This is a genomic window from Saccharicrinis sp. GN24d3, assembly GCF_052400645.1.
Taxonomy (GTDB): Bacteria; Bacteroidota; Bacteroidia; order Bacteroidales; family Marinilabiliaceae; genus Saccharicrinis.
Map to the genome: position 1 here is coordinate 694,282 of NZ_JBQTGI010000001.1, position 24,859 is coordinate 719,140.

Annotated in this window: 29 protein-coding genes; 20 read left to right on the plus strand and 9 right to left on the minus strand. The window is 38.0% G+C overall.

The features are described from left to right. Positions 1-342: 342 nt before the first annotated feature. On the plus strand, positions 343-468 hold the full coding sequence (locus tag ACT29I_RS02375; protein ID WP_430934976.1) for a hypothetical protein: 126 nt from the start codon (positions 343-345) through the stop codon (positions 466-468). Positions 469-639: 171 nt separating this feature from the next. Continuing rightward, entirely contained in the window at positions 640-825 is a 186-nt protein-coding gene (locus tag ACT29I_RS02380; protein WP_430934975.1) for a hypothetical protein, read from the plus strand. 309 nt (positions 826-1,134) lie between these two features. Here the strand turns inward: ACT29I_RS02380 and ACT29I_RS02385 are convergent, their stop codons facing one another. The 7 genes from ACT29I_RS02385 to ACT29I_RS02415 all read right to left on the minus strand — a co-directional run bounded on the left by ACT29I_RS02385 (position 1,135) and on the right by ACT29I_RS02415 (position 7,119). Continuing rightward, positions 1,135-2,157 carry a permease gene (locus tag ACT29I_RS02385; protein ID WP_430934974.1) on the minus strand — a complete coding sequence of 341 codons (1,023 nt, stop codon included), beginning with the start codon at positions 2,155-2,157 and terminating at the stop codon, positions 1,135-1,137. Beyond that, positions 2,154-2,531 carry a hypothetical protein gene (locus ACT29I_RS02390; RefSeq protein ID WP_430934973.1) on the minus strand — a complete coding sequence of 126 codons (378 nt, stop codon included), beginning with the start codon at positions 2,529-2,531 and terminating at the stop codon, positions 2,154-2,156. The genes ACT29I_RS02385 and ACT29I_RS02390 overlap by 4 nt, the downstream gene beginning before the upstream one ends. A gap of 34 nt (positions 2,532-2,565) precedes the next feature. Next, complete coding sequence (locus tag ACT29I_RS02395; RefSeq protein WP_430934972.1) at positions 2,566-3,756, minus strand: 4Fe-4S binding protein; 1,191 nt, start codon at positions 3,754-3,756, stop codon at positions 2,566-2,568. 12 nt (positions 3,757-3,768) lie between these two features. Beyond that, positions 3,769-4,026 (minus strand): indolepyruvate ferredoxin oxidoreductase subunit alpha, encoded by a 258-nt coding sequence (locus ACT29I_RS02400; RefSeq protein WP_430934971.1) that lies wholly within the window; start codon positions 4,024-4,026, stop codon positions 3,769-3,771. Positions 4,027-4,035: 9 nt separating this feature from the next. Continuing rightward, entirely contained in the window at positions 4,036-5,274 is a 1,239-nt protein-coding gene (locus tag ACT29I_RS02405; RefSeq protein WP_430934970.1) for a hypothetical protein, read from the minus strand. A gap of 64 nt (positions 5,275-5,338) precedes the next feature. Beyond that, positions 5,339-6,739 (minus strand): 4Fe-4S binding protein, encoded by a 1,401-nt coding sequence (locus ACT29I_RS02410; protein WP_430934969.1) that lies wholly within the window; start codon positions 6,737-6,739, stop codon positions 5,339-5,341. Continuing rightward, positions 6,736-7,119 (minus strand): hypothetical protein, encoded by a 384-nt coding sequence (locus ACT29I_RS02415; protein WP_430934968.1) that lies wholly within the window; start codon positions 7,117-7,119, stop codon positions 6,736-6,738. The genes ACT29I_RS02410 and ACT29I_RS02415 overlap by 4 nt, the downstream gene beginning before the upstream one ends. A gap of 254 nt (positions 7,120-7,373) precedes the next feature. Here ACT29I_RS02415 and bla point away from each other — a divergent pair, with 254 nt between their 5' ends. The 4 genes from bla (at position 7,374) to ACT29I_RS02435 (ending at position 11,239) form a co-directional block, all read left to right on the plus strand. Continuing rightward, positions 7,374-8,642, plus strand: coding sequence for a subclass B1 metallo-beta-lactamase (gene bla, locus ACT29I_RS02420; protein WP_430934967.1), 1,269 nt, complete (start codon positions 7,374-7,376; stop codon positions 8,640-8,642). Continuing rightward, positions 8,629-9,012, plus strand: coding sequence for a diacylglycerol kinase family protein (locus tag ACT29I_RS02425; RefSeq protein ID WP_430934966.1), 384 nt, complete (start codon positions 8,629-8,631; stop codon positions 9,010-9,012). The genes bla and ACT29I_RS02425 overlap by 14 nt, the downstream gene beginning before the upstream one ends. Then, a complete protein-coding gene (locus tag ACT29I_RS02430; protein WP_430934965.1) occupies positions 9,012-9,581 on the plus strand; it encodes a class I SAM-dependent methyltransferase in 570 nt (189 codons plus the stop codon). Before ACT29I_RS02425 ends, ACT29I_RS02430 begins: the two co-directional genes overlap by 1 nt. Before the next feature lie 476 nt (positions 9,582-10,057). After that, on the plus strand, positions 10,058-11,239 hold the full coding sequence (locus ACT29I_RS02435) for a DUF418 domain-containing protein (RefSeq protein ID WP_444792616.1): 1,182 nt from the start codon (positions 10,058-10,060) through the stop codon (positions 11,237-11,239). A 166-nt stretch (positions 11,240-11,405) separates the two neighbouring features. On the opposite strand, the gene ACT29I_RS02440 is transcribed toward ACT29I_RS02435, so the two are convergent. Beyond that, positions 11,406-11,804, minus strand: a complete 399-nt coding sequence (locus ACT29I_RS02440; protein WP_430937076.1) for a DoxX family protein — start codon at positions 11,802-11,804, stop codon at positions 11,406-11,408. 163 nt (positions 11,805-11,967) lie between these two features. Here ACT29I_RS02440 and ACT29I_RS02445 point away from each other — a divergent pair, with 163 nt between their 5' ends. The 3 genes from ACT29I_RS02445 to ACT29I_RS02455 all read left to right on the plus strand — a co-directional run bounded on the left by ACT29I_RS02445 (position 11,968) and on the right by ACT29I_RS02455 (position 15,340). Beyond that, positions 11,968-12,636, plus strand: coding sequence for a hypothetical protein (locus tag ACT29I_RS02445; protein WP_444792617.1), 669 nt, complete (start codon positions 11,968-11,970; stop codon positions 12,634-12,636). 107 nt (positions 12,637-12,743) lie between these two features. Continuing rightward, positions 12,744-14,390: a dipeptidyl-peptidase 3 family protein gene (locus tag ACT29I_RS02450; protein ID WP_444792618.1), complete on the plus strand. Its 1,647-nt coding sequence runs from the start codon at positions 12,744-12,746 to the stop codon at positions 14,388-14,390. 686 nt (positions 14,391-15,076) lie between these two features. Continuing rightward, positions 15,077-15,340 carry a YidH family protein gene (locus tag ACT29I_RS02455; protein ID WP_430937070.1) on the plus strand — a complete coding sequence of 88 codons (264 nt, stop codon included), beginning with the start codon at positions 15,077-15,079 and terminating at the stop codon, positions 15,338-15,340. Between the two features lie 204 nt (positions 15,341-15,544). Here the strand turns inward: ACT29I_RS02455 and ACT29I_RS02460 are convergent, their stop codons facing one another. Next, positions 15,545-17,788, minus strand: a complete 2,244-nt coding sequence (locus tag ACT29I_RS02460) for a nitric-oxide reductase large subunit (RefSeq protein ID WP_444792619.1) — start codon at positions 17,786-17,788, stop codon at positions 15,545-15,547. A 106-nt stretch (positions 17,789-17,894) separates the two neighbouring features. Here ACT29I_RS02460 and ric point away from each other — a divergent pair, with 106 nt between their 5' ends. The 11 genes from ric (at position 17,895) to ACT29I_RS02515 (ending at position 24,815) form a co-directional block, all read left to right on the plus strand. Continuing rightward, positions 17,895-18,617 carry an iron-sulfur cluster repair di-iron protein gene (ric, locus tag ACT29I_RS02465; protein ID WP_430937067.1) on the plus strand — a complete coding sequence of 241 codons (723 nt, stop codon included), beginning with the start codon at positions 17,895-17,897 and terminating at the stop codon, positions 18,615-18,617. A 6-nt stretch (positions 18,618-18,623) separates the two neighbouring features. Beyond that, positions 18,624-19,064 (plus strand): RrF2 family transcriptional regulator, encoded by a 441-nt coding sequence (locus ACT29I_RS02470; RefSeq protein WP_430937065.1) that lies wholly within the window; start codon positions 18,624-18,626, stop codon positions 19,062-19,064. 169 nt (positions 19,065-19,233) lie between these two features. Continuing rightward, on the plus strand, positions 19,234-20,166 hold the full coding sequence (gene nadA / locus ACT29I_RS02475) for a quinolinate synthase NadA (protein ID WP_430937063.1): 933 nt from the start codon (positions 19,234-19,236) through the stop codon (positions 20,164-20,166). Positions 20,167-20,187: 21 nt separating this feature from the next. Then, positions 20,188-20,694, plus strand: a complete 507-nt coding sequence (locus tag ACT29I_RS02480; RefSeq protein ID WP_444792620.1) for a hemerythrin domain-containing protein — start codon at positions 20,188-20,190, stop codon at positions 20,692-20,694. An 18-nt stretch (positions 20,695-20,712) separates the two neighbouring features. Further along, on the plus strand, positions 20,713-21,177 hold the full coding sequence (locus ACT29I_RS02485; RefSeq protein ID WP_430937057.1) for a hypothetical protein: 465 nt from the start codon (positions 20,713-20,715) through the stop codon (positions 21,175-21,177). A gap of 234 nt (positions 21,178-21,411) precedes the next feature. Beyond that, positions 21,412-22,137: an aspartate/glutamate racemase family protein gene (locus ACT29I_RS02490; protein WP_430937055.1), complete on the plus strand. Its 726-nt coding sequence runs from the start codon at positions 21,412-21,414 to the stop codon at positions 22,135-22,137. Beyond that, positions 22,121-22,420: a hypothetical protein gene (locus ACT29I_RS02495; RefSeq protein ID WP_430937053.1), complete on the plus strand. Its 300-nt coding sequence runs from the start codon at positions 22,121-22,123 to the stop codon at positions 22,418-22,420. Before ACT29I_RS02490 ends, ACT29I_RS02495 begins: the two co-directional genes overlap by 17 nt. Continuing rightward, entirely contained in the window at positions 22,420-22,629 is a 210-nt protein-coding gene (locus ACT29I_RS02500; protein WP_444792621.1) for a ferredoxin, read from the plus strand. Before ACT29I_RS02495 ends, ACT29I_RS02500 begins: the two co-directional genes overlap by 1 nt. Then, positions 22,626-22,889, plus strand: coding sequence for a DUF2024 family protein (locus tag ACT29I_RS02505; RefSeq protein WP_444792622.1), 264 nt, complete (start codon positions 22,626-22,628; stop codon positions 22,887-22,889). Before ACT29I_RS02500 ends, ACT29I_RS02505 begins: the two co-directional genes overlap by 4 nt. A gap of 2 nt (positions 22,890-22,891) precedes the next feature. After that, positions 22,892-24,457, plus strand: coding sequence for a PepSY domain-containing protein (locus ACT29I_RS02510; protein ID WP_444792623.1), 1,566 nt, complete (start codon positions 22,892-22,894; stop codon positions 24,455-24,457). A 19-nt stretch (positions 24,458-24,476) separates the two neighbouring features. Further along, positions 24,477-24,815, plus strand: coding sequence for a cupin domain-containing protein (locus ACT29I_RS02515; RefSeq protein ID WP_444792624.1), 339 nt, complete (start codon positions 24,477-24,479; stop codon positions 24,813-24,815). Positions 24,816-24,859 lie beyond the last annotated feature (44 nt).

The window sequence follows — 24,859 nt, forward strand, 5'->3', positions numbered from 1 at the left end:
GTTTTTATCATGCAAGAAAAAAAAAGAAGCTTAAAGTCTTATGTGATATTTGAATAAAACCCTCGTGTCATGAACAAATGATTACAATTTAATCTCGCCCCGTTTGTTGCGCTTCAAATCTGTCCTTCAACAATTGCCCATCATACTCCCGAACAATTGGTCCGGGAATATTTCAAAGCATTTTCTAATTCGGATTATGCATTTTTAAACCCGGATTATGTATTGGAGGTTCGTCATGAGCATTGCAAGTACAATAAAACAAGGTATTACTGAAACGAGGCATAGCATCGTTCTGGTGAGTTGAAGTGATGCAACGAAGTGTCTTGTTTTAAAGTAATTTCAATGTGTAATAGAATTTCTAATGCATATTGCGGGTTAAACGAATACATTACGGATGATGTTGTGATGAGGGAAGGCGATTTAAAAATTGGCAGTAACCGTCAGCAATTTTATACCGTTTTACAATGAGATTCCGTATTTATTTTCAAGTATGAGGTAAGTAGCCTAAAAAAGGTTGGGGAAACAAGATAGACGGTGGTTGCCAAGAGTGGTAAAATAGTTAAATATTTGCGTGATAAACCGATGGTTTCGAATGTACAAATAAAGCTACTTGATGCTACAGAATAAGCAAGGTTTGATATGACTAAATGGAGCGGCCGACTTAAAAACATAACCAACTGGGTGAGCATACATCATCCTGAATTAAACGGTTTTACCAGGGATATAACGCCACACGGTTCAAAAAACTATAAGAAAGCCATTCAGCTGTATTCCAATAGAAAGCAGAAAAGAGAAGAGAACATATTTATCGATAAGGATCTGTAATTGGTTCATTTCAAAGATTCGTTTTTTGTGCATATTTAGCGGGCATTCAACAGAAAAGTACAGTCGTTTTCCTTTATACGGGTTAATTAATTCCAAAAAAACGGTCGCGCTATCATGGTGAATGCTCCTTTTACGTATAAGAAAATGGAGCGCCAGTATACTTTCCTGAAAATAAAATGGGGATTAAGGTGATCCAATTGGTTCCGGGCATTTTCATGATGATGGTATGGGAGGTATGCGATTTATGCAGGCCCATATGCCTGTATAACTCCGGCAGGTATAATTCTTATCGTTGTTGTGTTTAAGTTTTTAGTAAGACAATCCCAAAATACCGGAAATGCCCATAGCTATAAGTACTATTGCTATAACTATTGAGAGCAGCAATACAGCGGTTATTTTCTTTCCAAAGAATTTTATCAGCATTACGATGGAAGAAATACAAACGGCCGAAGAGGTCAATGAAAAGGTCATAGCTGATGCCAAGGATAAATCGGTAAAATCCAGGAGAGGTTTTAGAAACAATACATCAGCTCCGTTGCATACGTAAATAGGAATACCAACTAGCATCATAAGAGAAGTGGCTTGGGTTTGGTTGCTGAAGCTTAGTGTTTCCAGATATCGTTGTGGCTGAATGTATTCAAAAACAAGCGTTAATCCTCCGGCCAATAAAATATAAGGGATTAGTTTTTTTAGATATTCCATTGTCTTTAAAAAAGGGCTATTGCCGGAGGTTGAACAACCGGTATTGCAGTTGTCATATACTCCTTTAATATCCATTTTAAATATTCGGGCTACCATTTCTACCATAACACCAACGGAAATTGCCAATACCAAAGAAGCCACAATCCTAAAAACAGCATACCTAACGCCCAATACTGAAACGGACATAAATACGATATATGGGTTTAGTAAAGGAGCTGCAATAATAAAGGTCACCAGGGTTTTTAAACTCACCCTTTGTTTCATAGATTCCACAACAGGAATCACCCCGCAGGAACAAATAGGAAGAAAGGAAGCATAAAGAAAAGCCAGAAATTGATTTTTGGGAAAAAAGCGTTTTACCTTTTTGGTATGCTGTTCGATTAACACACCACCGAAAATGCCCAGAATGACCACCATAAACAGCTCCATGAAATGCTCGTAGATAAAGAAAGCCCAACGGGGTAAAAATTGGTATAAAATACACTTTTCTTTGTGCCCGTACTGTATGCCGGAGATGTTCATGTAAATAGTGTCGGCCACCATTAATACAATTGTAGACAATACTATTATTTTGGATGTCGTCTCCTTATCAAAGCCCCGGTTTAGTTTATTGCTTACAACCGAATTCATTCTGCAATACTTATTTTTTCCTGAATAAAAAACTCTCCCTTATCTGCTTTTCTAAATGCAGTTATCTTTCCCATGCCTTTTTTATTAGGCCTCACCTTTAAGGTCATTTCTTTTGCCCAATTACGATTATCCATTGCGTTCCATTGACTTTGTTCGATAATATCTAATCCTGATAAATAGATTTTAGTTTTTTGCATGCCATCGCTACAAATTTCAGGGGGAATATTAACCTGAATTTTGATTCGTAACGTGTCGCCAATAGCATAATTACTTTTTTTAACTCCCCAAAAATTAATTGTTGCTTGTGCGTTTTGGGCAGTAGCTATGTTTAAGCACACCGATAATAAACAACCAATAACAAATAATTTTATCATATGATTATAAAAGAATTAAGCGCAATTAGCCAGATTATGAATTAAGAATCGCATTCTCGGGACATGCCTCCTGACATTTTCCGCATTTTGAACAATTACCCTGAATAATATCAGCCGTGTTCAATTCCCTGATTATCGCATCGTCGTTACACACGGGATAACAATCACCGCAATTGGTACACAGGCTTTCATCGATGTATGGTGTTTCGTCGGGTACTTCTTTGTCCACAGCGTCGAAAGTACATACATCAAAGCAGTCGCCGCAACTTACGCATGAGTCCTGATCGATATACGGTGTTTCCGGAGTAGCTGCCTGTTCCACAGAGATGGCATCGTCGTTACAAACAGGCAAGCAAAGTCCGCAACTGTTACATTTCGAAACATCAATATTAGAGGCGGAACTTCCCGATTCACCACTTTTAGTAATGGCATTCTCATCGCAAACCGCATAACATTCACCACATTGTGTACACTTATCCTGGGTTATACTGACCTTGGCATTGGTGATGGCGCTATGGTCGCATTTGTCAAGGCATTTTCCACATTTGGTGCACTTTGAAGTATCGATGTACGCCTTTCCGTTAACGCTTGAAATGGCTCCGTAAGAACAAGCACTGGAACATTTATTGGTACACCCATGGCAGCGACTGGTATTAACAGAATAGCTTTCCACAGTATAACTGATGGCGTTGCCTTCGTTGACACACTTGTCGATGCAATCGCCACAGCCTACACAATTGCCATTGACGGAGTACGAAACATTTGAAACACTCAAGGTGATGGCGTCTTGCTCACAAACACTAACACAATTACCACAATCGGTACAATTCTCGTCTATAATACTATATTGTTTAACCGCAACCATGGTAGCATCATAAGTGCAGGCTGAACTGCACATGCTACATTCGTTACATTTTTCTTCGTTGATATTAAATGTAACCGGAGCTACCTGAATAGCGTTATCTGAACAAACATCAGAACACAATTTACATTGGATACAATTATCTTCATCAATAGAATAGGCCGATGGTTCGGCTATAGAAATGGCATCGTAATAACATACACCAACACATATCGAACAACCTGTACACCTTTCCATATCTACCTTATATTCATTGTACATGCTGTTACTACACGATTTTAACAAAGGAGGTATGGCTATGAGGCTGGTCGCTTTTCCCAGGGTTAATAAGAAATTTCTCCGATTAAATTTATTCGATTCCATGGTCTTTAATAATTAGGATGAGATAGCGCCCTCTTTACAATGACTCACACATTTACCGCAGCCAACACAATCTGAGCTGGAAATACTTGCTTTACCACCATAAAGAGTAATGGCATCATTGGGGCACGAAGAGACGCAATCACCGCATCCGGTGCACTTGCTTTGGTCGATACTATAGGGATCGTCTTTGTGGCATGAAATACCCATTGCAAACACACTGACGGAACATGCTGATATTAATATCTTATTCAAAAATTCTCTTCTATTCATAATACACCATTAAAAGTTTAATCTTAATTCTAACCTTCCCAATAAAGCAGAATCATCAACAGGTATTAAATCGCTCTTTACATAACCGAAAATTGCATTGGCTTGCAGGCGTTTAAAGAATGTTTTTCCCGCTTGAATATCGAATTCTTGCATGGATGTGGTTGGATTAGAGAAAGCGTATTGACATTTAAAATGTGTTTTAATCTTAGGGATGGTATGTTTTGCTGACAACAAGAAAAGTGGCATTTCAGTGGCATCTAGTCTTAATACTTCCCCGGCCAAAATATTACTGAATCGGTTTAAGACAATAGCTTCATCGTCAATTTCAGTAAAGCCATAATGTGAGGCCATTAAAGAGGTTTTATGTCCGTTGTTCCACAGTAGATTTTTATCCAATGTTAAAACGGATATAAGTCCATTGTTGCCTTCGGCAGACTGGAACAGAACTTCCGGTTTAAAATTTATTTCACCAGGTAGTTTTATGTTAGCATACAAGCCACTAGTAAAGAATGAAGTGTTCACCTCACTTCCAAATTCCGAGTAAATAGCCAAGCCAACTTCATCGACTGATATTAAACTGGGTGTCTCAAATTCGTCCATTGAACCAAATTCATCATTAGGAGATTGGCTGCTCTTTTTACCCGGGTTAAAACCCAGGGTAAAACCTAACATATTGGTTTCACCTATACCGGAGCCTATATTATTAATTGATCTTCCCGGAATAATATCGTAGAGATAGCAGGTGCTGCAAAAAGTGCCGTTCCTGGAAAAATCATCAGAAACACTTCCTGCGGTAATATTTATTTTCCAATTGTCGCTGTTGCGCTGATAACTGAGCCCCAATATCCTTTCGTTGAGCAAATACTGATCGCCGAGCTTGCTGGATTGCAGGCCAACTGTCAGTTTCCCATAATCGCAACGGTAACTATAAAACAATTCGCGCAGTCCCCAGCGGAAATTATCAAATTCAAAATTGGTATCAAAATCGTATTGATTCCAGTATTTAAAACCACCTTCAAAATACAGGGTAGAGTTCCCACCTGTATAATCCAGACCCAGAAACCCCATAGTATTGGATATTGTACTATTGCTGAGGTATCCTGTTGAACCCACCAATTCTCCTGCCCACATCAAGTTTGATTCTCCTATCGGTTTTAGAGAAGCACCCATTTTACTTCGGCATTCCCATTGGGCAAATAGGCTGTTGCTTGTAATTATTAATAGTGATATGATTAAATATATTCTCATTTGTTTTAAAAATAGATTAGAGACTAAGAGATATTAGATAAGAGACCATTGTAGCTTAACTAATTTACATCATGCTCTTTTGAGTTGAAATTTTCAGTGCGTTTTTATGGCAGCTGCTGAAACAATCGCCACATGCTATGCAATCCTGAATATTTATTTGACTTGTTTTGTTTTCGTAAATAATAGCCCTTGATTTACACGATTTACTGCATCGGATACAATCTACACAATCCTCGTTCTTGACTATTCTTTTTGCTTTGGGCAATAATGCCACCAAACCTAAAGCCAATCCAACCGGACAAAAGGCACGACAAAACGGACGGTAAACAAGCACCGATGATACCAAAAGTAAGGCCAGTAAAACATATCCAGTTACAGTAGCTGAGAATAAATTGAAAGCAACTTTAAATGGATCATAATGGATAAAAACATTACTGTGGGTAATAGCCAGTTGTAACAACAGAACTACAAATACGGTTATTTGAATACCCTTGATTATTTTTTGGTGCTTGGCACTTTTCAAGAACTCTATTTTTGTAGCTGAGAACAGGAATTCCTGCAATCCCCCTAAATGACAGAGCCATCCGCACCATATCTTCCCTAGAAAATAGGTGATTGGGATAAGTCCCAAAAACCATAACATGGATACCCAGGAAACATCGTTTCCTAATATTATCAATATCACATTATGAAAAGATGAAATCATACAAGGACATCCTCCTCGCATAAACCCAAGCCACACTAACATGGCTAGCAAAAACAGCGGACGAAGTTTACGAAAGGTGGGATTGTTAATAAAAAAGCCGATTACAATCAACAAGGCCAGCAAAATCCCCAATTCTGTTAAGTGGGTTTTGTTTTTACCTATCCAATCTTCGTTCGAACTAACATTAGCCTCTGCCAACTCACCAAAGTCTTCGGAAAATTCGTTCATATCATTGGCTGAGAACTCATCACCTACAGAAGAAAGCTCATCCGTATTATTAAATTCTTCAGAAGTACTTACCGGAGTAAACACATCGGCAGAATCTTTAAATTCTTCTTCGTCACCAAATTCAGTGGGTTTTTCAGCTGAAATAAACTCGTCACCTGCTTCGCGAAATTCATCTACGGAAGATGATTCAGCCAGAACAATGCACGATTCAGGATTGCTTGCTGAGGGTTTCACAAAAGAGGATCCAATAAGAAACACAATAGCAATACCTCCTACAGCTAAAATGTATTTTTTTTTGTATTGCTTAAAGAAATAATACGAAGCCAGCGCTAATATTAATCCCAGGGTAAATATGCCTGAAGTACCGGATTTTGGACCTTTGGACTCTGATGCATACGGACATTGAGCACAGTCTTGCTTTTCGGTATTGCACGACGTTTGTACCCTATTTTGCTTTATTTCACTTATTGGAGCAGATGAAACACCCAAGCAAAGCAGACTAAAAATGAATATGCAGAAGACTATTTTCACAGTGTCTCTATTTCAATGTTTCCGTAGCCCCCTTCTTTGTCGCAGGTGCGAACAGCAAAAATCTGACTTTTACCTTTTTTACCTTTTTTCAACGCAGTAAGCTGAACCTTTAACTTTCTGGTGTATTTCATGCCGGAAATCTGCTTCCAATCCGTAGCACCCAAAATCTTAACTCCCTGATATTTGAATTTGGTTTCTTTTAGCGCCACGGGACATGTTCTGTGTGTAAAAACCACTTCTACTTCAACAATTAATACATCCCCAATAGCATATGCTTGCTTTTTATCATCCTGTATCTTAAAATTAATTTCACAAGCGTTTACAGTCATTAAACCAGAAAATAACAGTACAAACGGTAATACAATTCGTAATTTCTTCATAATAAAACTTTGTATAAAAGTATTCCCATACCTATTCTTATCCAACAATATTCTATGAACCCAGACTTTTTTCCTACGAATACTAAAGATTCTCCTTCATACTCAATTTGAGGGATGAGGGTAATGTATTTACCATTAAATATTAATATGTGGTATATCATTACAAAAGCTAGAAGAAGAGTCTGTTGTAAAGTGAAAATATTTTTGAACTAGCTTAAAATTTTATACGATATTTGTATAAAACCCCTTCCATCATGAAGAGATATCTACAATTTAATTTGGCCCTGTTAGTTACACTGCAGCTTTGTACTTCGATATTAGCGCAACAAACTCCCGAACAAATAGTCAGGGAATATTTTGAAGCTTTTTCTAATTCCAATTATGCATCTTTAAACGAATACATTACGGATGATTTCGTGATGAGGGAAGGCGATTTTGAAATATGCAGCAATCGACACCAGTTTTATACTGTTTTTCAATGGGATTCTGTATTTGTGCCTAAGTATGAAGTAAGAAGTATAAAAACGGATGGAGAAATAATTAAAGCCGTAATTGCTAAAAGTGATAAACGAGTTGATTTTCTGCATGATGAACCGATGGTTTCGAATGTACAGATAAAGCTTACAGATGATAAAATAAAGCTACTTGATGTTACAGGTTATGCAAAGTTTGATGCGGCAAAATGGCGAGGGCGACTTAATAACGTAAATAGTTGGGTGGGCAAACATCAACCTGATTTAAACGGCTTTGCCAGAGATATCACACCACACGGTTCAAAAAACTACATGAAAGCCATTCAGCTGTATTCGAATAGAAAGCTGGAAAAAGAAGAGAAAATATTTATCGATAAGGATCTGCAATTGGTTCATTTAAAAGATTCGGTTTTTGTGCATATCACAAAGTATCGCTTTAATGGTGGTAAACCATTTCCTTCCAATGGTTTAATAGTTGCTAAACAGGGTAAAGCCATTATGGTAGATACTCCTGTTACAATGGAACAAACGGAAAGACTATTTAATTACCTGAAAGATAAAATGAATATAAATGTGACTCAATTGATTCCCGGACATTTTCATATTGACTGCATGGGAGGGATCAAATATATGCATAGTCAAGGAGTTAACTCATTGGCCAATAAGCTAACAGTGGATAAATGTTTGTCGTCTGGATTAACTGTGCCAAAAGAATCATTTGAAAACTCGAGAGAATTAAATTTTAACGGACTTCCTGTAGAGTGTCGTTTTTTTGGAGGTGGACATTCATTTGATAATATTACTGTTTGGTTGCCCGATTCGAAAATATTATTTGGCGGATGTATGGTGAAGAATATTAAAGCACAAGGAATGGGAAATTTAAGCGATGCCGTGGTCAAAGATTGGGATTCAACGGTTGAGAAGGTTCAAAAAGCTTATCCCGATGCAGAAATTGTTATTCCGGGACATGGTAATTACGGTGGACAAGAGTTGTTGAGTCATACGTATGAGCTTGTGAAAAACTATAAACTAAAGTATGGCATCAAGTAAATTCTCCATCTCCAAACGGCTAAAAAGCTTTGTTTACGCTTTTAATGGTTTAAGGATATTATTGACAGAGGAACATAATTCGCGTATTCATTTACTGGCGGCAATCGCGGCGGTTATTTTGGGATGTGTTCTGCAAATAAACTACACAGAATGGTTGTCCGTTCTGTTTTGTATAGGCATGGTTATATCGTTGGAGTTGGTAAATTCGGCTATTGAAAATCTGGCCGACTGTGTTAGTCCCGAAAAGAATGAACGCATCAAAACAGTAAAGGACATGGCAGCGGGAGCCGTTTTGTGGGGAGCGATCATTGCTTTCGTAATCGGCACAATCATCTTCCTTCCTAAAATTTTAAATCTAATAACGCAATAATGGAAAGCGACTTTTACAAAAATAAGCATACCGTTGATAAGTACATACGGATGGCCAAAGATCATGACGGGACAGAAATTATTCAAATATTAAAACCTTATTTAAAACCAAAAGCTACGGTTTTAGAAATAGGTTCGGGACCGGGATCGGATTTTGAAATATTGCGCAAGGATCACAGTGTTGTGGGGTCAGACTATTCTCAGGAATTTGTTACGCGACTCAAGATGTTGTTTCCCGAAGATACATTTCTGGAACTGGATGCCATCACGTTAAAAACAAACATGGTGTTCGATGTTATTTATTCCAACAAGGTATTGCACCATTTAACGGACGAAGAATTAAAACATTCAATAGTAAGCCAAAGTGAAATTTTAAATGGGCACGGTATTATTTGTCACTCCTTTTGGAAAGGAAATGGAACTGAAAACTTTAACGGGATGTTTGTAAATAATCACACCGAAGATAGATTACGGCATTTCTTTGAACCCTATTTTAAAATTTTGCTGCTTAAAAGGTATAAAGAATTTGAAGAAGGTGATTCTTTGCTTTTGATTGCCCAAAAGAAGTGAACTCAACGATTGTCGCAAGTATGTCAGGGAAAATGCTTTTAAACAGACTTTAAGTTGTGTAGCAACCTTTTTGAACATATATTTTTAAAAATAATTTCTCTAACAACTTTGTAGACCATAAATTTTCGTTAAACCCGGATTATGCATTAGAACTTCGTCGTGAACATTGAAAGTGCAATAAAACAAGGCTTTACTGAAACGAGGCATAACTTGTCCCGATTACTTTCGGGAGCATCGTTCTGGTGAGTTGAAGGGAAGCAGCGGAGTGTCTTGTTTTGAAACAATTTCAATGTGTAATAGATTTTCTAATGCATATTGCGGGTTAAATTAACCTTTTAAATTACTTTAAATTATCTAAACCAACTATTAAAATACAGAAGAAAGATGCAAAAAATCATATTGGTTAATTAGTTTTACGCTAGTTAAATTTATTAAATAATCTCTGCGCCTCTGTGCCTCATTGTTCGTTTTTTCAAATGACATATCAATCTACATCTCCTCGTTATCATGTTGTTGATGCCCTACGTGGTTTTGCCATTGTGTCCATCATGTTACTACACAATATCGAACATTTCGATTTTTACTTTAAACCACCAGGTTTACCCGTATGGATGGTTAGTATGGATAAAGGTGTTTGGGATACTTTGTTCTTTCTGTTTGCGGGAAAATCATATGCTATATTTGCCATGTTGTTTGGACTGACTTTTTTTATTCAAACCAACAATCAGGAGAAAAAAGGTAAAGATTTTAGAGGACGTTTCGCATGGAGATTGGTATTGTTGATGGGTTTTGGAATCATAAATTCTGCTTTTTATCAAGGAGATATTCTTACGTTATACGCAGCGGTGGGCTTTTTGCTCATTCCATTTGCCAGGGTAAATAATAAGGTAGTTTTGGTGGTGGCTGTTCTTTTGTTTATCCAACCGCTTAACCTTTGGCATTTGTTTACCGTTATTCAAAATCCTGAGATGGAAATAGCTAATCCATTGTCATGGTCTTATTTTGGTAAGATGGCTCCATATATAAAAGACCACTCGCTTTGGACCACCATTTACGGAAACCTAACCAATGGAAAAACAGCGGTGGTACTTTGGAATTGGGAAAACGGTCGATTCTTTCACATGTTGGCTTTGTTCATGACCGGAATGCTGATGGGAAGGAAGCAACTGTTTGCTGAAAACAGTCAAAATAAAAAGTTTTGGCTGCGGACTTTAATTGTTTCGGCCATCGTATTTATTGTTTTGTTTGTGATTCAAAAAAATGCCGGAAGTTATTTAACCACTAAGGCGCTAAAGCGTGCTTTTATGACCCTTGAAAAACCGTGGACCAACATAGCCTTTATGTTTGTATTGGTTTCCGTTTTTACAATGTTCTTTTGGAGTAAAGTCGGTAGTAAAATCCTGGGTATATTTTCACCAATCGGAAAAATGAGTCTGTCCAATTACATTTTTCAGTCGATAATGGGCGCTACTATTTATTATGGTTTTGGTTTAGCGATGTACCAATACACCGGCGCAACATACAGTACTTTAATTGGCTTACTTCTGGCTGTTTTAATGGGAGTGTTTTGTACATGGTGGGCAAAGCGTTTTACACATGGTCCGCTTGAGCATTTATGGCATAAGGCCACTTGGGTAAAGATTGGGAAAAGGGAGTAGGTTTTAGGGTATAGGATTTTGGAGATAGGTGAAAGGCAGATTAAGGCCTTCAGCTATCTCCACATTAGAGTTACCTACCGTTTATTATCCGTACTTACTTGCAGATTCGTTTTTAATGACTCGTCCAATAATTAAAGGTCACTATTGACTTTTGACTGGTGACTATTCAGTCCCAACTGTTATGCCTCGAAACAGCAAATTTTCCGCCTCCCATCAATATCAAGGCCAAAGCACCAAAAAAATACAATCCCAATAATTCTAATTCCCATCCGCCGTGTTTGTTTAGGGAAAAAATATCATTGGCATAAGCCAGGTAAGCAGCTACTGCCACATTTCCTGCAAAAATAAATGCCGCCAGGCGGGTTCTGTATCCGATAATGATCAATATTGGAGCTATAATTTCTCCCACATAAACACCATATGCCATAAATTCGGGCAATCCTTTGGCAGCCAACATTCCACCTATAAAATCCACTCCTTTTAGTTTTGCTATTCCGTGTAACAGCATTAAAATTCCTACTGAAAATCTGATGATTAGCAATCCTAAATCATTATTTTGTCTCATGAATGTCTTTTTTGTTGTTCACAGAAAAAATAACAGGAAATCGAATAAAATGTTTCATTCCACCCACGCTTATTAACTTTCCATTCTTTTAATTTTTCTTCATTCACTGGTTTTAATTCATTAATTTTGATTATACGCTGTATCATCAATAAAATGAGAGCATATGTTTAATGAACTGGTAAAGAAAGTAAAAGAAGAATATCGCAAAGCAACCCAAGCAGAAGTGGTTCATCCGGAAATATTTCAGGATACGCTGGCAACCAAGGTTAGCTGGGTTCCCCTGAAAAACGGGGGAGCCAATTTTAGAACACATAAGGTAATAAAGGTAGATGAGAATAATCTCGAAGTACAGCCAACCTTGATGTCCAAAATATTTGTGCATATATTTATGATAGCCGGGGCTGTGATGATAGCTTATTCACTTTATAAACTGTCTGAAGTGGCATGGCAGTTTCAGGAAGAGGATTATTTTTTATTTGGCGGAGGTCTTTTATTCTGCGTAATTTCCATAGTGTTCAATATTTTTATGGTTCAAAAAAAGTACTTTGATAAAACACAAGGTTACTACTGGGTTGGTAAAAAAGGGCCTCGAGAGGTTTATAATCCGAATGAAGACAAACATTTTACCAAACTCTCCGCCATTTATGCCCTTCAAATTATTAAGGAAAGGATTAGAAGCGACAAGGGTAATTACAATAGTTATGAGTTAAACCTGGTTTGCAAGGATAAATCCCGGGTTAACGTAATGGATCATGCCAAGATAGATTCGCTCAGGGAAGATGCGCAAACCATTAGTCAGTTTTTGGGCGTACCCCTGTGGGACAGTACCTAAAACTCTCCAGTCACCAGTCTTTTGACTCTGACTGTCGACTAAAATACTACCTGCTAAAATTAACTATATTTGCCCCAATAATATCCAACAACAAAACATAGAATAAAATGAAAAACTATTTGTACCTGTTAGGTTGTGCGGCGTTTTTGTTTTCCTTTCAATCCCCTCAAAAGGAGGAAACCAAGTACATCGCATCTATACCTAATGTAAAAGAAAAAGTAGAAGAGTTTACTGCTTTTAAACTGACAACAGATGTATCTAACTTATCTGCCAATCAAAAGAAGATGTTACCCTTGTTGTTTGAGGCCGCTCAAATAATGGACGATCTTTTCTGGAAGCAAGCCTGGGGCGATAAGGATGCTTTGATGTGCAAGATAGACGATGAGTACACTAAAAAATACCTGGAAATCAACTATGGGCCCTGGGAAAGATTAAATGGAAATGCGTCCTTTATTAAAGGAATAGGAGACAAGCCGGCCGGAGCTCAATTCTACCCTGAAGATATGACCAGGGAAGAGTTTGATGCTTTGGAAGATGAGACCAAAAACAGTCTGTACACCATTATTGTACGAGATGAGCATGGCAAATTAAAAGTGGTACCCTATCATGTGGCCTATGCCGATGAGTTACAAAAGGTAGCAGGCTTGCTTAAGCAGGCCGCAACTTTGGCCGATGATGCAGGTTTTAAAGAATATCTGGAGAAAAGAGCGGTAGCATTGATGGATAGCGAATACTTTGAAAGCGACCTGGCCTGGATGAGCATGAAAAACAACAGGATTGACTTTGTGGTTGGCCCCATTGAAAACTACGAAGATGCGCTTTATGGAGCAAAGACAGCTTTTGAATCATACATATTAATCAAGGACATGGAATGGTCGGATAAGTTAGCGCACTTTGCTTCTTTATTGCCTGAGTTGCAAAAAGGGTTGCCGGTGGATGCCAAATACAAAGCCGAAGTTCCGGGAAGTGACTCTGATTTGGGAGCCTACGATGTGGTTTATTATGGTGGCGACTGCAATGCCGGAAGCAAGACCATTGCCATCAACCTACCCAACGATCCGAAAGTACATCTGCAAAAAGGAAGTCGTAAACTGCAGTTGAAAAATTCCATGAAGGCTAAGTTCGACATGATTTTGGTACCCATCAGCAAGTTGTTGATTGCAGAAGAACAGCAAAAGAACGTAACGTTTGATGCCTTTTTTGAGAACACCATGTTCCACGAGGTAGCGCACGGGCTGGGAATTAAAAATACCTTGGACGGTGCCGGAACGGTTCGTGAGGCCTTAAAAGAAACATCGACAGCCATTGAAGAAGGCAAAGCCGATATACTTGGACTTTATATGGTGGATATGTTAACCCAAATGAACGAGTTGGGCGAAGACCAGGTGCTGACGGACAACTACGTGACCTTTATGGCCGGACTGTTCCGTTCTATACGTTTTGGTGCTTCCAGCTCGCACGGTAAAGCCAATATGATTCGTTTTAACTATTTTAAGGAGAAAGAAGCTTTTACCAAAGATGCAAGCACCGGAAAATATAAAGTGGACTTTGATAAGATGCGTGCTGCCATGATCGACCTTTCCAAAGAAATCTTGGTGATGCAAGGCGATGGCGACTATACCAAAGCACAGAAGATGATCAAAGAAATGGGTTTTATCCAACCAGAGTTACAAGCTGACCTGGACAAGATAGCTGCCGCCGGAATTCCTCGCGACATTGTTTTTGAACAAGGTGTGGAGATGCTTGATTTATAGCCTCCCCCCGGGGGAGGGTACAGGGAACGTGGAGCATAGCAACCGATTTTTCTATTAATAACCCTTTAAATATACACATAGCAGTTACTTTTGTTACCCAGGTTAGGGAACCACCAACGGCGTACCGTTCCGGAAGACAGCACAGATTAAACTTAATGAGAAGATATATGGAAAATTATTTGCAAAAGATTTTCACTAACTAAGCAATTACAACTGAAGGATATGAAAAAAAACGTAACAGTAGATAAAATGTAAATGATCATTACAGCAATTCTATTGACGATTTAAAATCAGAACTTAAGGTATCTGTAATTAAGCAATCTGGATTTTTGAAAGGCGGTTATGGAGCCGATTTGTTTTTAATTACAGAAGGTAATTTCTACAGACTTAAATTTGTGCTTCCCGAACTTCAGTTCTGTGTGATACAATAATTATTAAACCCGGATTATGCATTAGAACTTTGTCGTGAACATTGAAAGTGCAATAAAACAAGGCTTTACTGAAACGAGGCATCACTTGTCCCGATTACTTTCGGGAGCATCGTTATGGTGAGTTGAGGTGAATTAGCGGAGTGTCTTGTATTGAAACAATTTCAATGTGTAATAGATTTTCTAATGCATATTCCGGGTTAAAAGAAAAAGTATAAAAACAACTGCGTAACTAAGTGCAAAATTAAGTGCAATATTATGGAAAAAGTCAAACTGAGTAAAACTGATGCTTTGGCGATCGAACGGACTCGTCTGGCCAATGAACGGACTTTTTTAGCTTATTTTAGAACCTCAATCGTTTTTCTTAGCTCGGGCGTAGCAATTATTAAAATTGAAGCACTGAGTGATATTATGAATATTGGATTTTTTTTAATGGTGGTCGCACCATTATTATTTGTCATTGGAATTATTCGATTTTTTTATGTGAGAAGGCAATTGAGAAAATATTACGATACGCAATAGACCTAAGATTACAATAATACATATTTTAAAGAATACAAAACTTGTATAGAGACCTTAAAAAACAATTTATATATGCATACGGTAATATCTTTCAGTTTGAACGCATTGAAAAAAAATTCCAGATCAATAAAATACTAAGCATTATTAATACCGAATAAAAAAGCCTGACGATTGCCAGGCTTTCATTCATTGTAATTAGATTTTTTACTTCTTGATGGACCATCCTCCCTTAAGTCCAAAGATAAAATATCCTAAGTATAAGGCTCCAACAGCAAAGATGGTATCTCCAATAGCTCTGAGCCAACGTATGGTTTGCATAGTCGGGGTTCCCAGGAATTCAGCCGAACGGGCATACCATAAACCATGTTTAACGCTAGCCACCGTTTGCGCCAACCCTACGGGTAAAACACTAATGAGAACCATTAGTAACAATCCGATATTCATTGACCAAAATGCGATTTTAATAGGTCTTTCTTTCCAATCTACTTTTAAGTCCATATCCCTTAGAACAAATAACATCAGTCCAATACCTAGCATACCGTATACGCCAAACATAGCAGTATGACCGTGAACAGGGGTCGTGTTTAGGCCTTGCATATAGTAAAGCGCAATGGGAGGATTGATTAAGAATCCAAATATTCCGGCTCCCAATAAATTCCAAAACGCAACTGCAATAAAAAAGTAGATGGGCCATTTGTAGGCGTTTACCCAAGTACTCACCCGGCTAAGTTTTAGGTTGTGATAGGCCTCAAAACCCATAAACACCAGCGGGGCTACCTCCAATGCGCTAAATGTTGCGCCCAGGGCTAACACGGCGGTGGGCGTTCCCGTAAAATATAAGTGGTGAAACGTGCCTAAGATTCCCCCTGAAAGAAATATGATAGTTGAAAACAGGACGCTTGATGTAGCTATACTCGATTTAATCAGTTGCATACGAACAAACAAAAATGCGATAGCCACAGTGGCAAACACTTCAAAGAATCCCTCCACCCAAAGGTGTACTACCCACCAACGCCAGTATTCGGCAACAGCGAGGTGTGTTTGTTGTCCCCACATCAATCCGGCACCATAAAAAGCTGCGATTGCGATGGAAGCAATTAAAAACATCAACAATAAATGACGGTTTTCGTTACGTTCCTTAAGAGCCGGCAGTAGTGCCCGTCCCATTAAAAACAGCCAGATAAACAAACCCAGAAAAAGGAAGATTTGCCAAAAGCGACCTAAGTCCACGTATTCGTATCCTTGGTGTCCGAACCAAAAGTTCTGAGCCAAACCTAATTTCTGCATAATCCCCATCCATTGTCCGGCCAAAGAGCCCAGCACAATAACAAGTAGAGCGCCAAACAGTATGTCAACACCAGGTTTTTGAAATTTTGGTTCTTTGCCGGAAACAGCAGGAGCGATAAACAAGCCTGTTGCTAACCAAGAAGTAGCTATCCAAAAAATTGCCAACTGTATATGCCATGTCCTTGATACGGAATACGGTAAAAAGTCTGCTAAAGGTATACCATAGAATCCATTTCCTTCAACGCCAAAATGAGCGGTAATTACGCCCATGATAATTTGTACTATAATGAGCGCTGTTACCACCCAAAAATATTTTAAGGTTGCTTTCATCGAAGGCGTCTGTTTAACACCGGATAGCGGGTTCACTGCTGGAACATTAGCAATTTCGTCATCCTCTTCTCTGTTGGTAGCATAATACCAGGCCAATAATCCAATTCCCACCAAAAGTACAATTACGCTAAAACCAGTCCAAAGAAGTAAATCACCCGTTGGCTCGTTGGCAACTAGCTTTTCGGGTGGCCAGTTATTGGTATAGCTTATTTCCTGCCCGGGACGTTCTGTAACCGTTGACCATGTAGCCCAGAAGAAAAAGGTATTCATTTTATCCATCCTGTCTGCATCTTTTATGCTGTTTGCAGGAATGGCATAGGCTTCGCGTAAATCGGCAAGCGCTTCGCCGTCCATGAATAATGCAGTATAATGACTGCTTACAAATTCAATGGCATCTGCTCGCAGATTTGAAATATGCAAGGTCTTTGTGGATTTATCATAGGTATTGGTGCGCATTTCCTTCTGAAGCCTGATTTCAAGCATGGCTTGTTTTTCTTCCGTAAGGTCATCGTAATTTAAGTTGAATTCAGATTGTGCAAACCTGTCTAAAATGTACATGGCCTCACGGTGAAGCCAGTCCGCGGTCCAATCTGGCGCTTGGTATGCACCATGTCCCCACACAGTTCCTAACTCCTGACCTCCAATAGATTGCCAAATATTCTGACCGTCCTTGATGTTTTGGCCTGTAAATAGCACTTTGCCGCTATTGTTAACTACTTTTTCGGGTATGGGCGGAGCTTCCCGGTAAATCTCCCAACCATAGTAACCTAATATCCCGAATGAAATTACCATCACCAGGATAAATCCAATCCAAAGTTTTCTTGTATTCATATTTCTTAGATTTAAAGTTTGAACAAATGTATAACATTTTTTATAAAAGGACATGAGTGTCCTTTTATAAAAAATGTTTATCTTTGCAGAAATAAAAACAAGAAACATGGATATAGATATTAAAACAAGCGTTGGAGACATTGTAAAAGCGAATTTCAAAACAGCTCAGATATTTGAGAAGAATGGCATTGATTTTTGTTGCGGAGGGGGAATCAGTTTGGGTGAAGCCTGCAAAAAATCCAATATTGATGCCAGGCTATTAGTTCCTGAATTACAAGCCAAGGTGGAACAAAATGATGCCGATTCAAGATACATTGACAGTCTTGAACTTGATGAATTATGCGATTACATCGAAAAAAGGCACCATTCTTATGTGAACGAGAATATACCGTTTATCCAACAGAAATTGCAGAAGCTATGCGATGTTCACGGGGCTAACCATCCGGAGCTTTATGAGGTTAAAGAATTGTTTGATGGTGCAGCTGCAAATTTAAGCATGCACCTGAAGAAAGAAGAATTAATGCTGTTTCCATATATCCGCAAAATGGTAAAATATAAAAAGGAAGCCTTGAAGGGGGATAGCGAATTTGGGGAAGCGCAAAAAAACATAGACTTATTGGATGAAGAACATCAAACGGAGGGTGGGCGTTTTGAAAAAATATCGACACTTACATCTTCCTATACCTGCCCACCCGATGGCTGCGGTACATACCAAGTTACCTATCAAACCTTAAAAGAGTTTGAAAACGATTTACACCGGCATATACATTTGGAAAACAACATCCTGTTTAAGAAAGCTTTAATTATTGAAAACGAACTTATAAATTAAGATACTATGTTATCCAAAAGCACCGAGTATGCCATTAGGGCTTTAGTATATGTGCAATTATGTAACTGGGAGCAACAAAGACCCGGTGTAGGGGAAATTGCCAAAGAAATAGAGGCCCCCGAATCTTATACGGCCAAAATCCTCCAGACACTTACCAAAAATAAGTTGATGGATTCCATGAAAGGCAGAGGTGGTGGTTTTTTCTTTAACAACAACCAATGCGATTTGACCCTGTACGATGTAATTCATGTTATTGAAGGAGATGCCTGTTTTCATAAATGCGGTTTTGGGTTAAGAAACTGTAATAACGATAACCCTTGTCCCCTGCATGAACAATATAAAGTTGTTCGGGATGGATTTTTTGCGATAGTTCAAACAGAAACCATCAAATCCTTATCGCAAAAAATCAAACAAGGCGAAGCGGTATTAAATAGATTATCTGGATGACAATATACCCTTTATGAAAGGAACTATCGGAAAACGGACTTTCCAGATATCTGATGGGATTAACTGCAGTAACGGAAAATATTGAAGACATTCTATTCCATTCAGATAGTGGACCGAAAGCGCGATCGAATGGTAAAACGGAAATTAAAAAGGAACGGAGGGAAGTACCATGAAACCAAATAATCGACTCATCAATGAAATAAAAAAGCTTAAAAAAGCGAAGAATGCAATCATTCTGGCACATTACTATCAGTATGGTGAAATTCAGGATATAGCCGATTTTGTGGGTGACAGCCTTGATTTATCAAGAAAGTCTGCGGAAACAGATGCTGATATTATTGTATTTGCAGGGGTCCATTTCATGGCTGAAACCGCAAAAATTCTTTCGCCATCGAAAAAGGTGTTGATTCCCGATCCGGAAGCCGGTTGTTCCCTGGCAGATTCCTGCTCTTATGCAGATTTTAAACGCTTTAGGGAAAAATACCCAGATCACGTAGTGGTTTCTTATGTAAATACAACGGCGGAAATAAAAACACTAACAGATATAACTTGCACGTCGACCAATGCCAAACAGGTTATTGATAGTATCCCTGTTGATCGTGAAATAATATTTGCACCCGACAGAAACCTGGGTAACTACCTGAACGGCATCACAGGCAGAAATATGGTGCTATGGGATGGGGCATGTCATGTTCACGAGGAATTCTCTCTGGAAAAAATTCTGGAAATAAAAGAAGAATACCCCAACGCCAAATTAATTGCCCATCCGGAATGCCAGAAACCTATCCAGATTGCAGCAGATTTTATCGGTTCTACATCGGCATTATTAAAGTTTACGCAAGCTGAAGGGTGCAAAGAGTTTATTGTCGCAACTGAATCAGGGATATTGCACCAGATGCGAAAAGCAAACCCGGAAAAACACTTCATCCCGGCACCGCCCATCGATTCAACCTGCGGATGCAACGACTGCAGGTACATGAAACTGCATACACTTGAAAAAATATGCGATAGTTTGGTTTATGAACAATTTGAGGTGAACCTCTGCAGTGACATCATTGAAAAAGCGAGGGTTCCGATTCAAAAAATGTTGGATTTATCATAAAACAATAAAAAACTTACATACATGAATATTACAAAAATTTTATCTGATGAGCATCAAACAATACTGAAAGTTATAGATGCCGTGCTTAAAGAATGTAATGAAATTGAAAACGGAAAGGTTTTAGAGATAGGCTTTTTCCAAAAGACGATTGATTTTATTAAAAACTACGCTGATAAATTCCATCACGCCAAAGAAGAGGATATTCTTTTTAAAGCCATGCTGGAGAATATCGAAAATTTACATTGTAACCCTATTCCCGTAATGCTTCATGAGCATGATGAAGGGCGTAAGTATGTAAAAGGTATGGAAGATGGGTTAACCAATTCCGATACAAGGCAAATACTTGAAAATGCAAGAGGATATTGCTTCTTGCTGCAACAGCATATTTATAAGGAAGATAACGTTCTATATCCAATGGCCGAAGAAGCTTTAAGTGATGAACAGAAAGATCTGGTGAACCAAAGATATCAGAAGATTGAATCAGAGCTAAATAAGGAAATGAAAATGGTTGATTTGAAATTTATGTAATATGAACTATTCAGTGCAATGAGTATTCATAAAAAATTTATTGCTTTTCTTTTTGCTTTTTGGGCAGGGTTAATAAGTGCCATCAGCTTTCTGGAAGCATGGTTAAAGTTTAGGGCAAATGGGGTAACCAGGGAAATTGGTTTAAGTATTGGAAGTTTGGTCTTTACGGTATTAAATCGTATTGAATTGTTAATTCTGTTGATTGTTTGGGTATTGTTTTTTCAAACATATAGAAAGCGGGTTTTTAGTCTGTCTTCTCATCGTATCATGTTCTGGCTGCTGAACATCATATTATTGATGCAATCTCTTTGGCTTTTACCTCAGTTGTTGCAAAGAGCCGAACAAATAATCGCAGGCGATAGGCCATCGGGTTCAGCGGTCCACCTGATTTTTATTTTGTTTGAAACAAGTAAACTTGTTTTGCTGATAGCATTGTCATTTAAGGTTTTAAATAACAATGAAAAATTTCTATCGCAGAAGTAGGATTTACAAATAAACAGCATACCAAAAGACCAGTCTTATTAGAGCGCATAACGATTAAACCTGCAATATGTATTAAAAAATCTATTACACATTGAAATTGCTTCAGAACAAGACACTTCGTTGCTTCACTTCATCGCACGAGAACGAAGAAAAACAGTAAGATTGCCCTTTCAATGTTCATGACGAAGTTCTAATGCATAAGCCGGGTTAAAACTAAACAATAAATTACGGCAAATGAAAACAATAGGAATCTTAGGGGGACTAGGACCGGAGGCTACCGTAGATTATTACAAGGAAATAATTAAAGGTTTCGATAAAATAAATGGCAATGGCAGCTTGAATTATCCAGAGATTGTTCTTTATAGTGTTACCATGTCAAGGTTTATTGGTTTACTCGAAGAGGATAAGTATGACAAAGCATCCGATTACCTGGCCGATTGTTTAAACGGTATAAAAAATGCCGGGGCGGATTTTGCCGTGTTGAGCGCCAATACACCTCATCTGTTGTTCAACGAAATTCAAGGCCAGGTTGATTTACCGTTAATTAGCATTCTGGAAGTTTGTGCTCAAAAGGCTCAATCTATTGGCGCAGAAAGGTGCGGTTTATTGGGTACGAAATTTACCATGCAAAAGGACTTTTATCAAAAGGTTTTTCAGGAATACAACATTGAAATATTTGTACCGGATGAACAACAGGTAGAGTTCATTCATTCTAAGCTGTTTGACGAACTTGAATTAGGCATTTTTAAAGAAAAAACAAAACAAGAGTTACTTGAAATTGTAGAAGATCTGAAGGAAAAACAAAGAATTGATGCTGTAATACTGGGCTGTACGGAATTTCCTTTAATGTTTACCGAAGATAGGTATTTGAATTTGCCCTTCTTGAATACAACATGTATTCATGTGAATGCTATTATTAATGAATGTTTAAAATCTGAAAACAATGCAAGCGAAAAATAAATATTTACCGGTTAATCCGGTCTTTTTTGAAATTACCGACTCATTTATGCAGCAAGTGGTAAGAGTAGTATATTTTGGTGAAAATCAATCATTAGAAGAATCTAATGGGAAATTAAAAGGTATTTTAAAAAACAAATCAGGTGAATTTATGAATATTCAATCAGATGAAAATGTCAGAATAGACAGAGTAATAACCATAAACGGAAATCCCGGTCCCGCTTTTGATGAATATGATGCCTACGCCAACGCGTGTTTATCTTGTCAGGCAGGTTATGATGATTGATGATGGGAATAAAGAAAGTTTGGAGAGACGATACGGTAAATACCTGCGTGGCTTGCATGCTATGCCAGTCTTTTGCACCACGAGTGTTTAAGGTATTCGGTAAGATGGTAGTAATGCCCGACGTGGATTACAATAAATATGAACTTGAGATTCGGGAAGCTGCAGAAAGCTGCCCCACAGGCATAATTAAAATTGAAGAAGAAAAATGAAGGTAGCAGTTTGGGATACATATGTGCAGCGTAGCGATGGTAAGAAAATGCATTTTGATATTTTAGTACCGGAAACATTGAAAGAAGAATCGGTTATTTATGCTTTCGGGAAGAACTACCTGAAAGAAAAAGATGTGAAATCGGCAGACATAAGCACAAAGGAATGTGAGTTCTGTCATCTGGAAGAAGCTGCACTGGCTGTGGTTTCGGAAATTGAGAAAAAAGGTTACCATATTGTTGAATTGGAAAATTGTGATTGAGAATGGTAAAATCACAAAGAACCTTAGCAAAAACCTATAAGAAATTCCATAAATGGCCTGGATTAATAATCGCCTTTTTGCTCTTGTATTATGGCATTACAGGTATTTTTATGAACCATCGGGAGTTCTTTTCAGGTTGGGACTTAGCACGAACCGCACTTCCCGAAAACTTTCACTATATCAATTGGAACAATAGTGCCCTAAAAGGGAATCTTATACGCAATAAAGACAGTATTCTGGTATATGGGAATATCGGTATCTGGCTTACCGATTCAGCTTGTACGAATTATACTTCTTTTAATTCAGGTTTTCCTAAAGGTATGGATAACAGAAAAATTTTTGATGTTCATCAATCCAAAGACGGGAATTTGTATGCAGCAACACATTTTGGGTTATATGCCTATAATTTTAATCAGGGGAGTTGGAATAAATTTCCATTAGATGTTGATATAAAAAGGTTTGTTGCCATTGAGAGTGTGGGTGACACAATTTTTGCTTTAAACCGTTCCTTTATGTTTAAAGGAATATCCAGGGGCTTAAAAACGAATTTTAATAAGATTGAATTAAAAGAACCTGTTGGTTATAAAAAAGAAGTAAGTCTCTTTGAAACAATATGGCAAATTCATTCCGGCGAAATTTTTGGTTTGCCGGGGAAGTTATTTGTGGATATACTGGGTGTCATAACGTTATTTTTATCGTTAACAGGAATTGTTTATTTCTTCTTTCCGGGATGGGCTAAGAAGCGAAGAACGAAATCAAAAAAATATGCGCTAATAATAGGTATAAACAAATGGTCGTTAAAATGGCATAATTATATGGGTGCTTGGACTTTTATGGCACTGATTGTGCTATTTTTTACAGGAATGTTCTTGCGCCCTCCATTGCTTATTGCAATTGCCAAATCAAAGGTAGCACCCCTTAAATTTTCGCACCTCGACCAAGCCAATCCTTGGTACGATAAATTGAGAGATCTTTTGTATGATGCCGACAACAACCGGTTTTTACTTTCAACATCAGAAGGTATGTATTATTTGTCCGCAAATAACTTTAAACCCATGCCATTTAAAATTCAACCACCTGTTAGTGTTATGGGCATAAACGCCCTAAAACCATTCCATAACGGCGCATATTTAATCGGTTCTTTTAGCGGGTTGTTTCTTTGGCATCCTTTGCATCCTGAAATATATAATTATGCACAACAGGGAAAGATATATGAGGGAAACACTGCTGGTCGTCCCATTGGTGATTTTAAAATTACGGGTTACCTAACCGACGCGAATGGTCATCAATATATGGTTGATTACGATAAAGGAATTATTCCATTGTACCACAACCGCCCATTTCCAAAAATGCCAGATCATATGTTATCAGAATCAAAAATGTCGTTATGGAATTTATCACTTGAAATACACACCGGAAGATTTTTTCAGCAGCAGACGGGTATCTTTTATATCTTCATCGTTCCAGTCTCAGCATTGGTAGGAATTACGGTAGTTTTGAGTGGTTATTTGCTTTGGCGAAAACGGCACAGAAAGAAAAAGAAACACGAGAAAGTTCGTACCTTGTAAAATAAAAAAACTTCAAGAAATGATTTCAAGAAATTACAAAACAGAACCTTTAAAGGAAAATCCCCACAACGTGGAAGTAAGACAAATGTATAATGATGCATCGGCTCAGATCATGCATATTACCCTAAAATCAGGGGAAACCCTAAAACCACACAAAACACCTGTGGATGTAACCTTTTATGTGTTGGAAGGAACACCGACCGTGCATGTGGGCGAGGAATCAGCGGTATTTGAAAGAGACAATTTAATAGAAAGCCCGGCTGATATTGTTCATTATTTAAGTAATGAAAGTAATAGTCAGGCCAGGATATTGGTTACTAAAGCACCAAGACCCGCTAAACAAACCAAGCTATTATAAATTGGACTATGGCTAGATATGAGCGAACTACTAAAAATTTCGTA

Bases quoted from the DNA above. Each gene is read 5' to 3' on its own strand.
- ACT29I_RS02375 (WP_430934976.1), top strand. From the start codon at position 343: ATGTGTAATAGAATTTCTAATGCATATTGCGGGTTAAACGAATACATT.
- ACT29I_RS02380 (WP_430934975.1), top strand. From the start codon at position 640: ATGACTAAATGGAGCGGCCGACTTAAAAACATAACCAACTGGGTGAGC.
- ACT29I_RS02385 (WP_430934974.1), bottom strand. From the start codon at position 2,157: ATGAATTCGGTTGTAAGCAATAAACTAAACCGGGGCTTTGATAAGGAG.
- ACT29I_RS02390 (WP_430934973.1), bottom strand. From the start codon at position 2,531: ATGATAAAATTATTTGTTATTGGTTGTTTATTATCGGTGTGCTTAAAC.
- ACT29I_RS02395 (WP_430934972.1), bottom strand. From the start codon at position 3,756: ATGGAATCGAATAAATTTAATCGGAGAAATTTCTTATTAACCCTGGGA.
- ACT29I_RS02400 (WP_430934971.1), bottom strand. From the start codon at position 4,026: ATGAATAGAAGAGAATTTTTGAATAAGATATTAATATCAGCATGTTCC.
- ACT29I_RS02405 (WP_430934970.1), bottom strand. From the start codon at position 5,274: ATGAGAATATATTTAATCATATCACTATTAATAATTACAAGCAACAGC.
- ACT29I_RS02415 (WP_430934968.1), bottom strand. From the start codon at position 7,119: ATGAAGAAATTACGAATTGTATTACCGTTTGTACTGTTATTTTCTGGT.
- bla (WP_430934967.1), top strand. From the start codon at position 7,374: ATGAAGAGATATCTACAATTTAATTTGGCCCTGTTAGTTACACTGCAG.
- ACT29I_RS02425 (WP_430934966.1), top strand. From the start codon at position 8,629: ATGGCATCAAGTAAATTCTCCATCTCCAAACGGCTAAAAAGCTTTGTT.
- ACT29I_RS02430 (WP_430934965.1), top strand. From the start codon at position 9,012: ATGGAAAGCGACTTTTACAAAAATAAGCATACCGTTGATAAGTACATA.
- ACT29I_RS02435 (WP_444792616.1), top strand. From the start codon at position 10,058: ATGACATATCAATCTACATCTCCTCGTTATCATGTTGTTGATGCCCTA.
- ACT29I_RS02440 (WP_430937076.1), bottom strand. From the start codon at position 11,804: ATGAGACAAAATAATGATTTAGGATTGCTAATCATCAGATTTTCAGTA.
- ACT29I_RS02445 (WP_444792617.1), top strand. From the start codon at position 11,968: ATGTTTAATGAACTGGTAAAGAAAGTAAAAGAAGAATATCGCAAAGCA.
- ACT29I_RS02450 (WP_444792618.1), top strand. From the start codon at position 12,744: ATGAAAAACTATTTGTACCTGTTAGGTTGTGCGGCGTTTTTGTTTTCC.
- ACT29I_RS02455 (WP_430937070.1), top strand. From the start codon at position 15,077: ATGGAAAAAGTCAAACTGAGTAAAACTGATGCTTTGGCGATCGAACGG.
- ACT29I_RS02460 (WP_444792619.1), bottom strand. From the start codon at position 17,788: ATGAATACAAGAAAACTTTGGATTGGATTTATCCTGGTGATGGTAATT.
- ric (WP_430937067.1), top strand. From the start codon at position 17,895: ATGGATATAGATATTAAAACAAGCGTTGGAGACATTGTAAAAGCGAAT.
- ACT29I_RS02470 (WP_430937065.1), top strand. From the start codon at position 18,624: ATGTTATCCAAAAGCACCGAGTATGCCATTAGGGCTTTAGTATATGTG.
- nadA (WP_430937063.1), top strand. From the start codon at position 19,234: ATGAAACCAAATAATCGACTCATCAATGAAATAAAAAAGCTTAAAAAA.
- ACT29I_RS02480 (WP_444792620.1), top strand. From the start codon at position 20,188: ATGAATATTACAAAAATTTTATCTGATGAGCATCAAACAATACTGAAA.
- ACT29I_RS02485 (WP_430937057.1), top strand. From the start codon at position 20,713: ATGAGTATTCATAAAAAATTTATTGCTTTTCTTTTTGCTTTTTGGGCA.
- ACT29I_RS02490 (WP_430937055.1), top strand. From the start codon at position 21,412: ATGAAAACAATAGGAATCTTAGGGGGACTAGGACCGGAGGCTACCGTA.
- ACT29I_RS02495 (WP_430937053.1), top strand. From the start codon at position 22,121: ATGCAAGCGAAAAATAAATATTTACCGGTTAATCCGGTCTTTTTTGAA.
- ACT29I_RS02500 (WP_444792621.1), top strand. From the start codon at position 22,420: ATGATGGGAATAAAGAAAGTTTGGAGAGACGATACGGTAAATACCTGC.
- ACT29I_RS02505 (WP_444792622.1), top strand. From the start codon at position 22,626: ATGAAGGTAGCAGTTTGGGATACATATGTGCAGCGTAGCGATGGTAAG.
- ACT29I_RS02510 (WP_444792623.1), top strand. From the start codon at position 22,892: ATGGTAAAATCACAAAGAACCTTAGCAAAAACCTATAAGAAATTCCAT.
- ACT29I_RS02515 (WP_444792624.1), top strand. From the start codon at position 24,477: ATGATTTCAAGAAATTACAAAACAGAACCTTTAAAGGAAAATCCCCAC.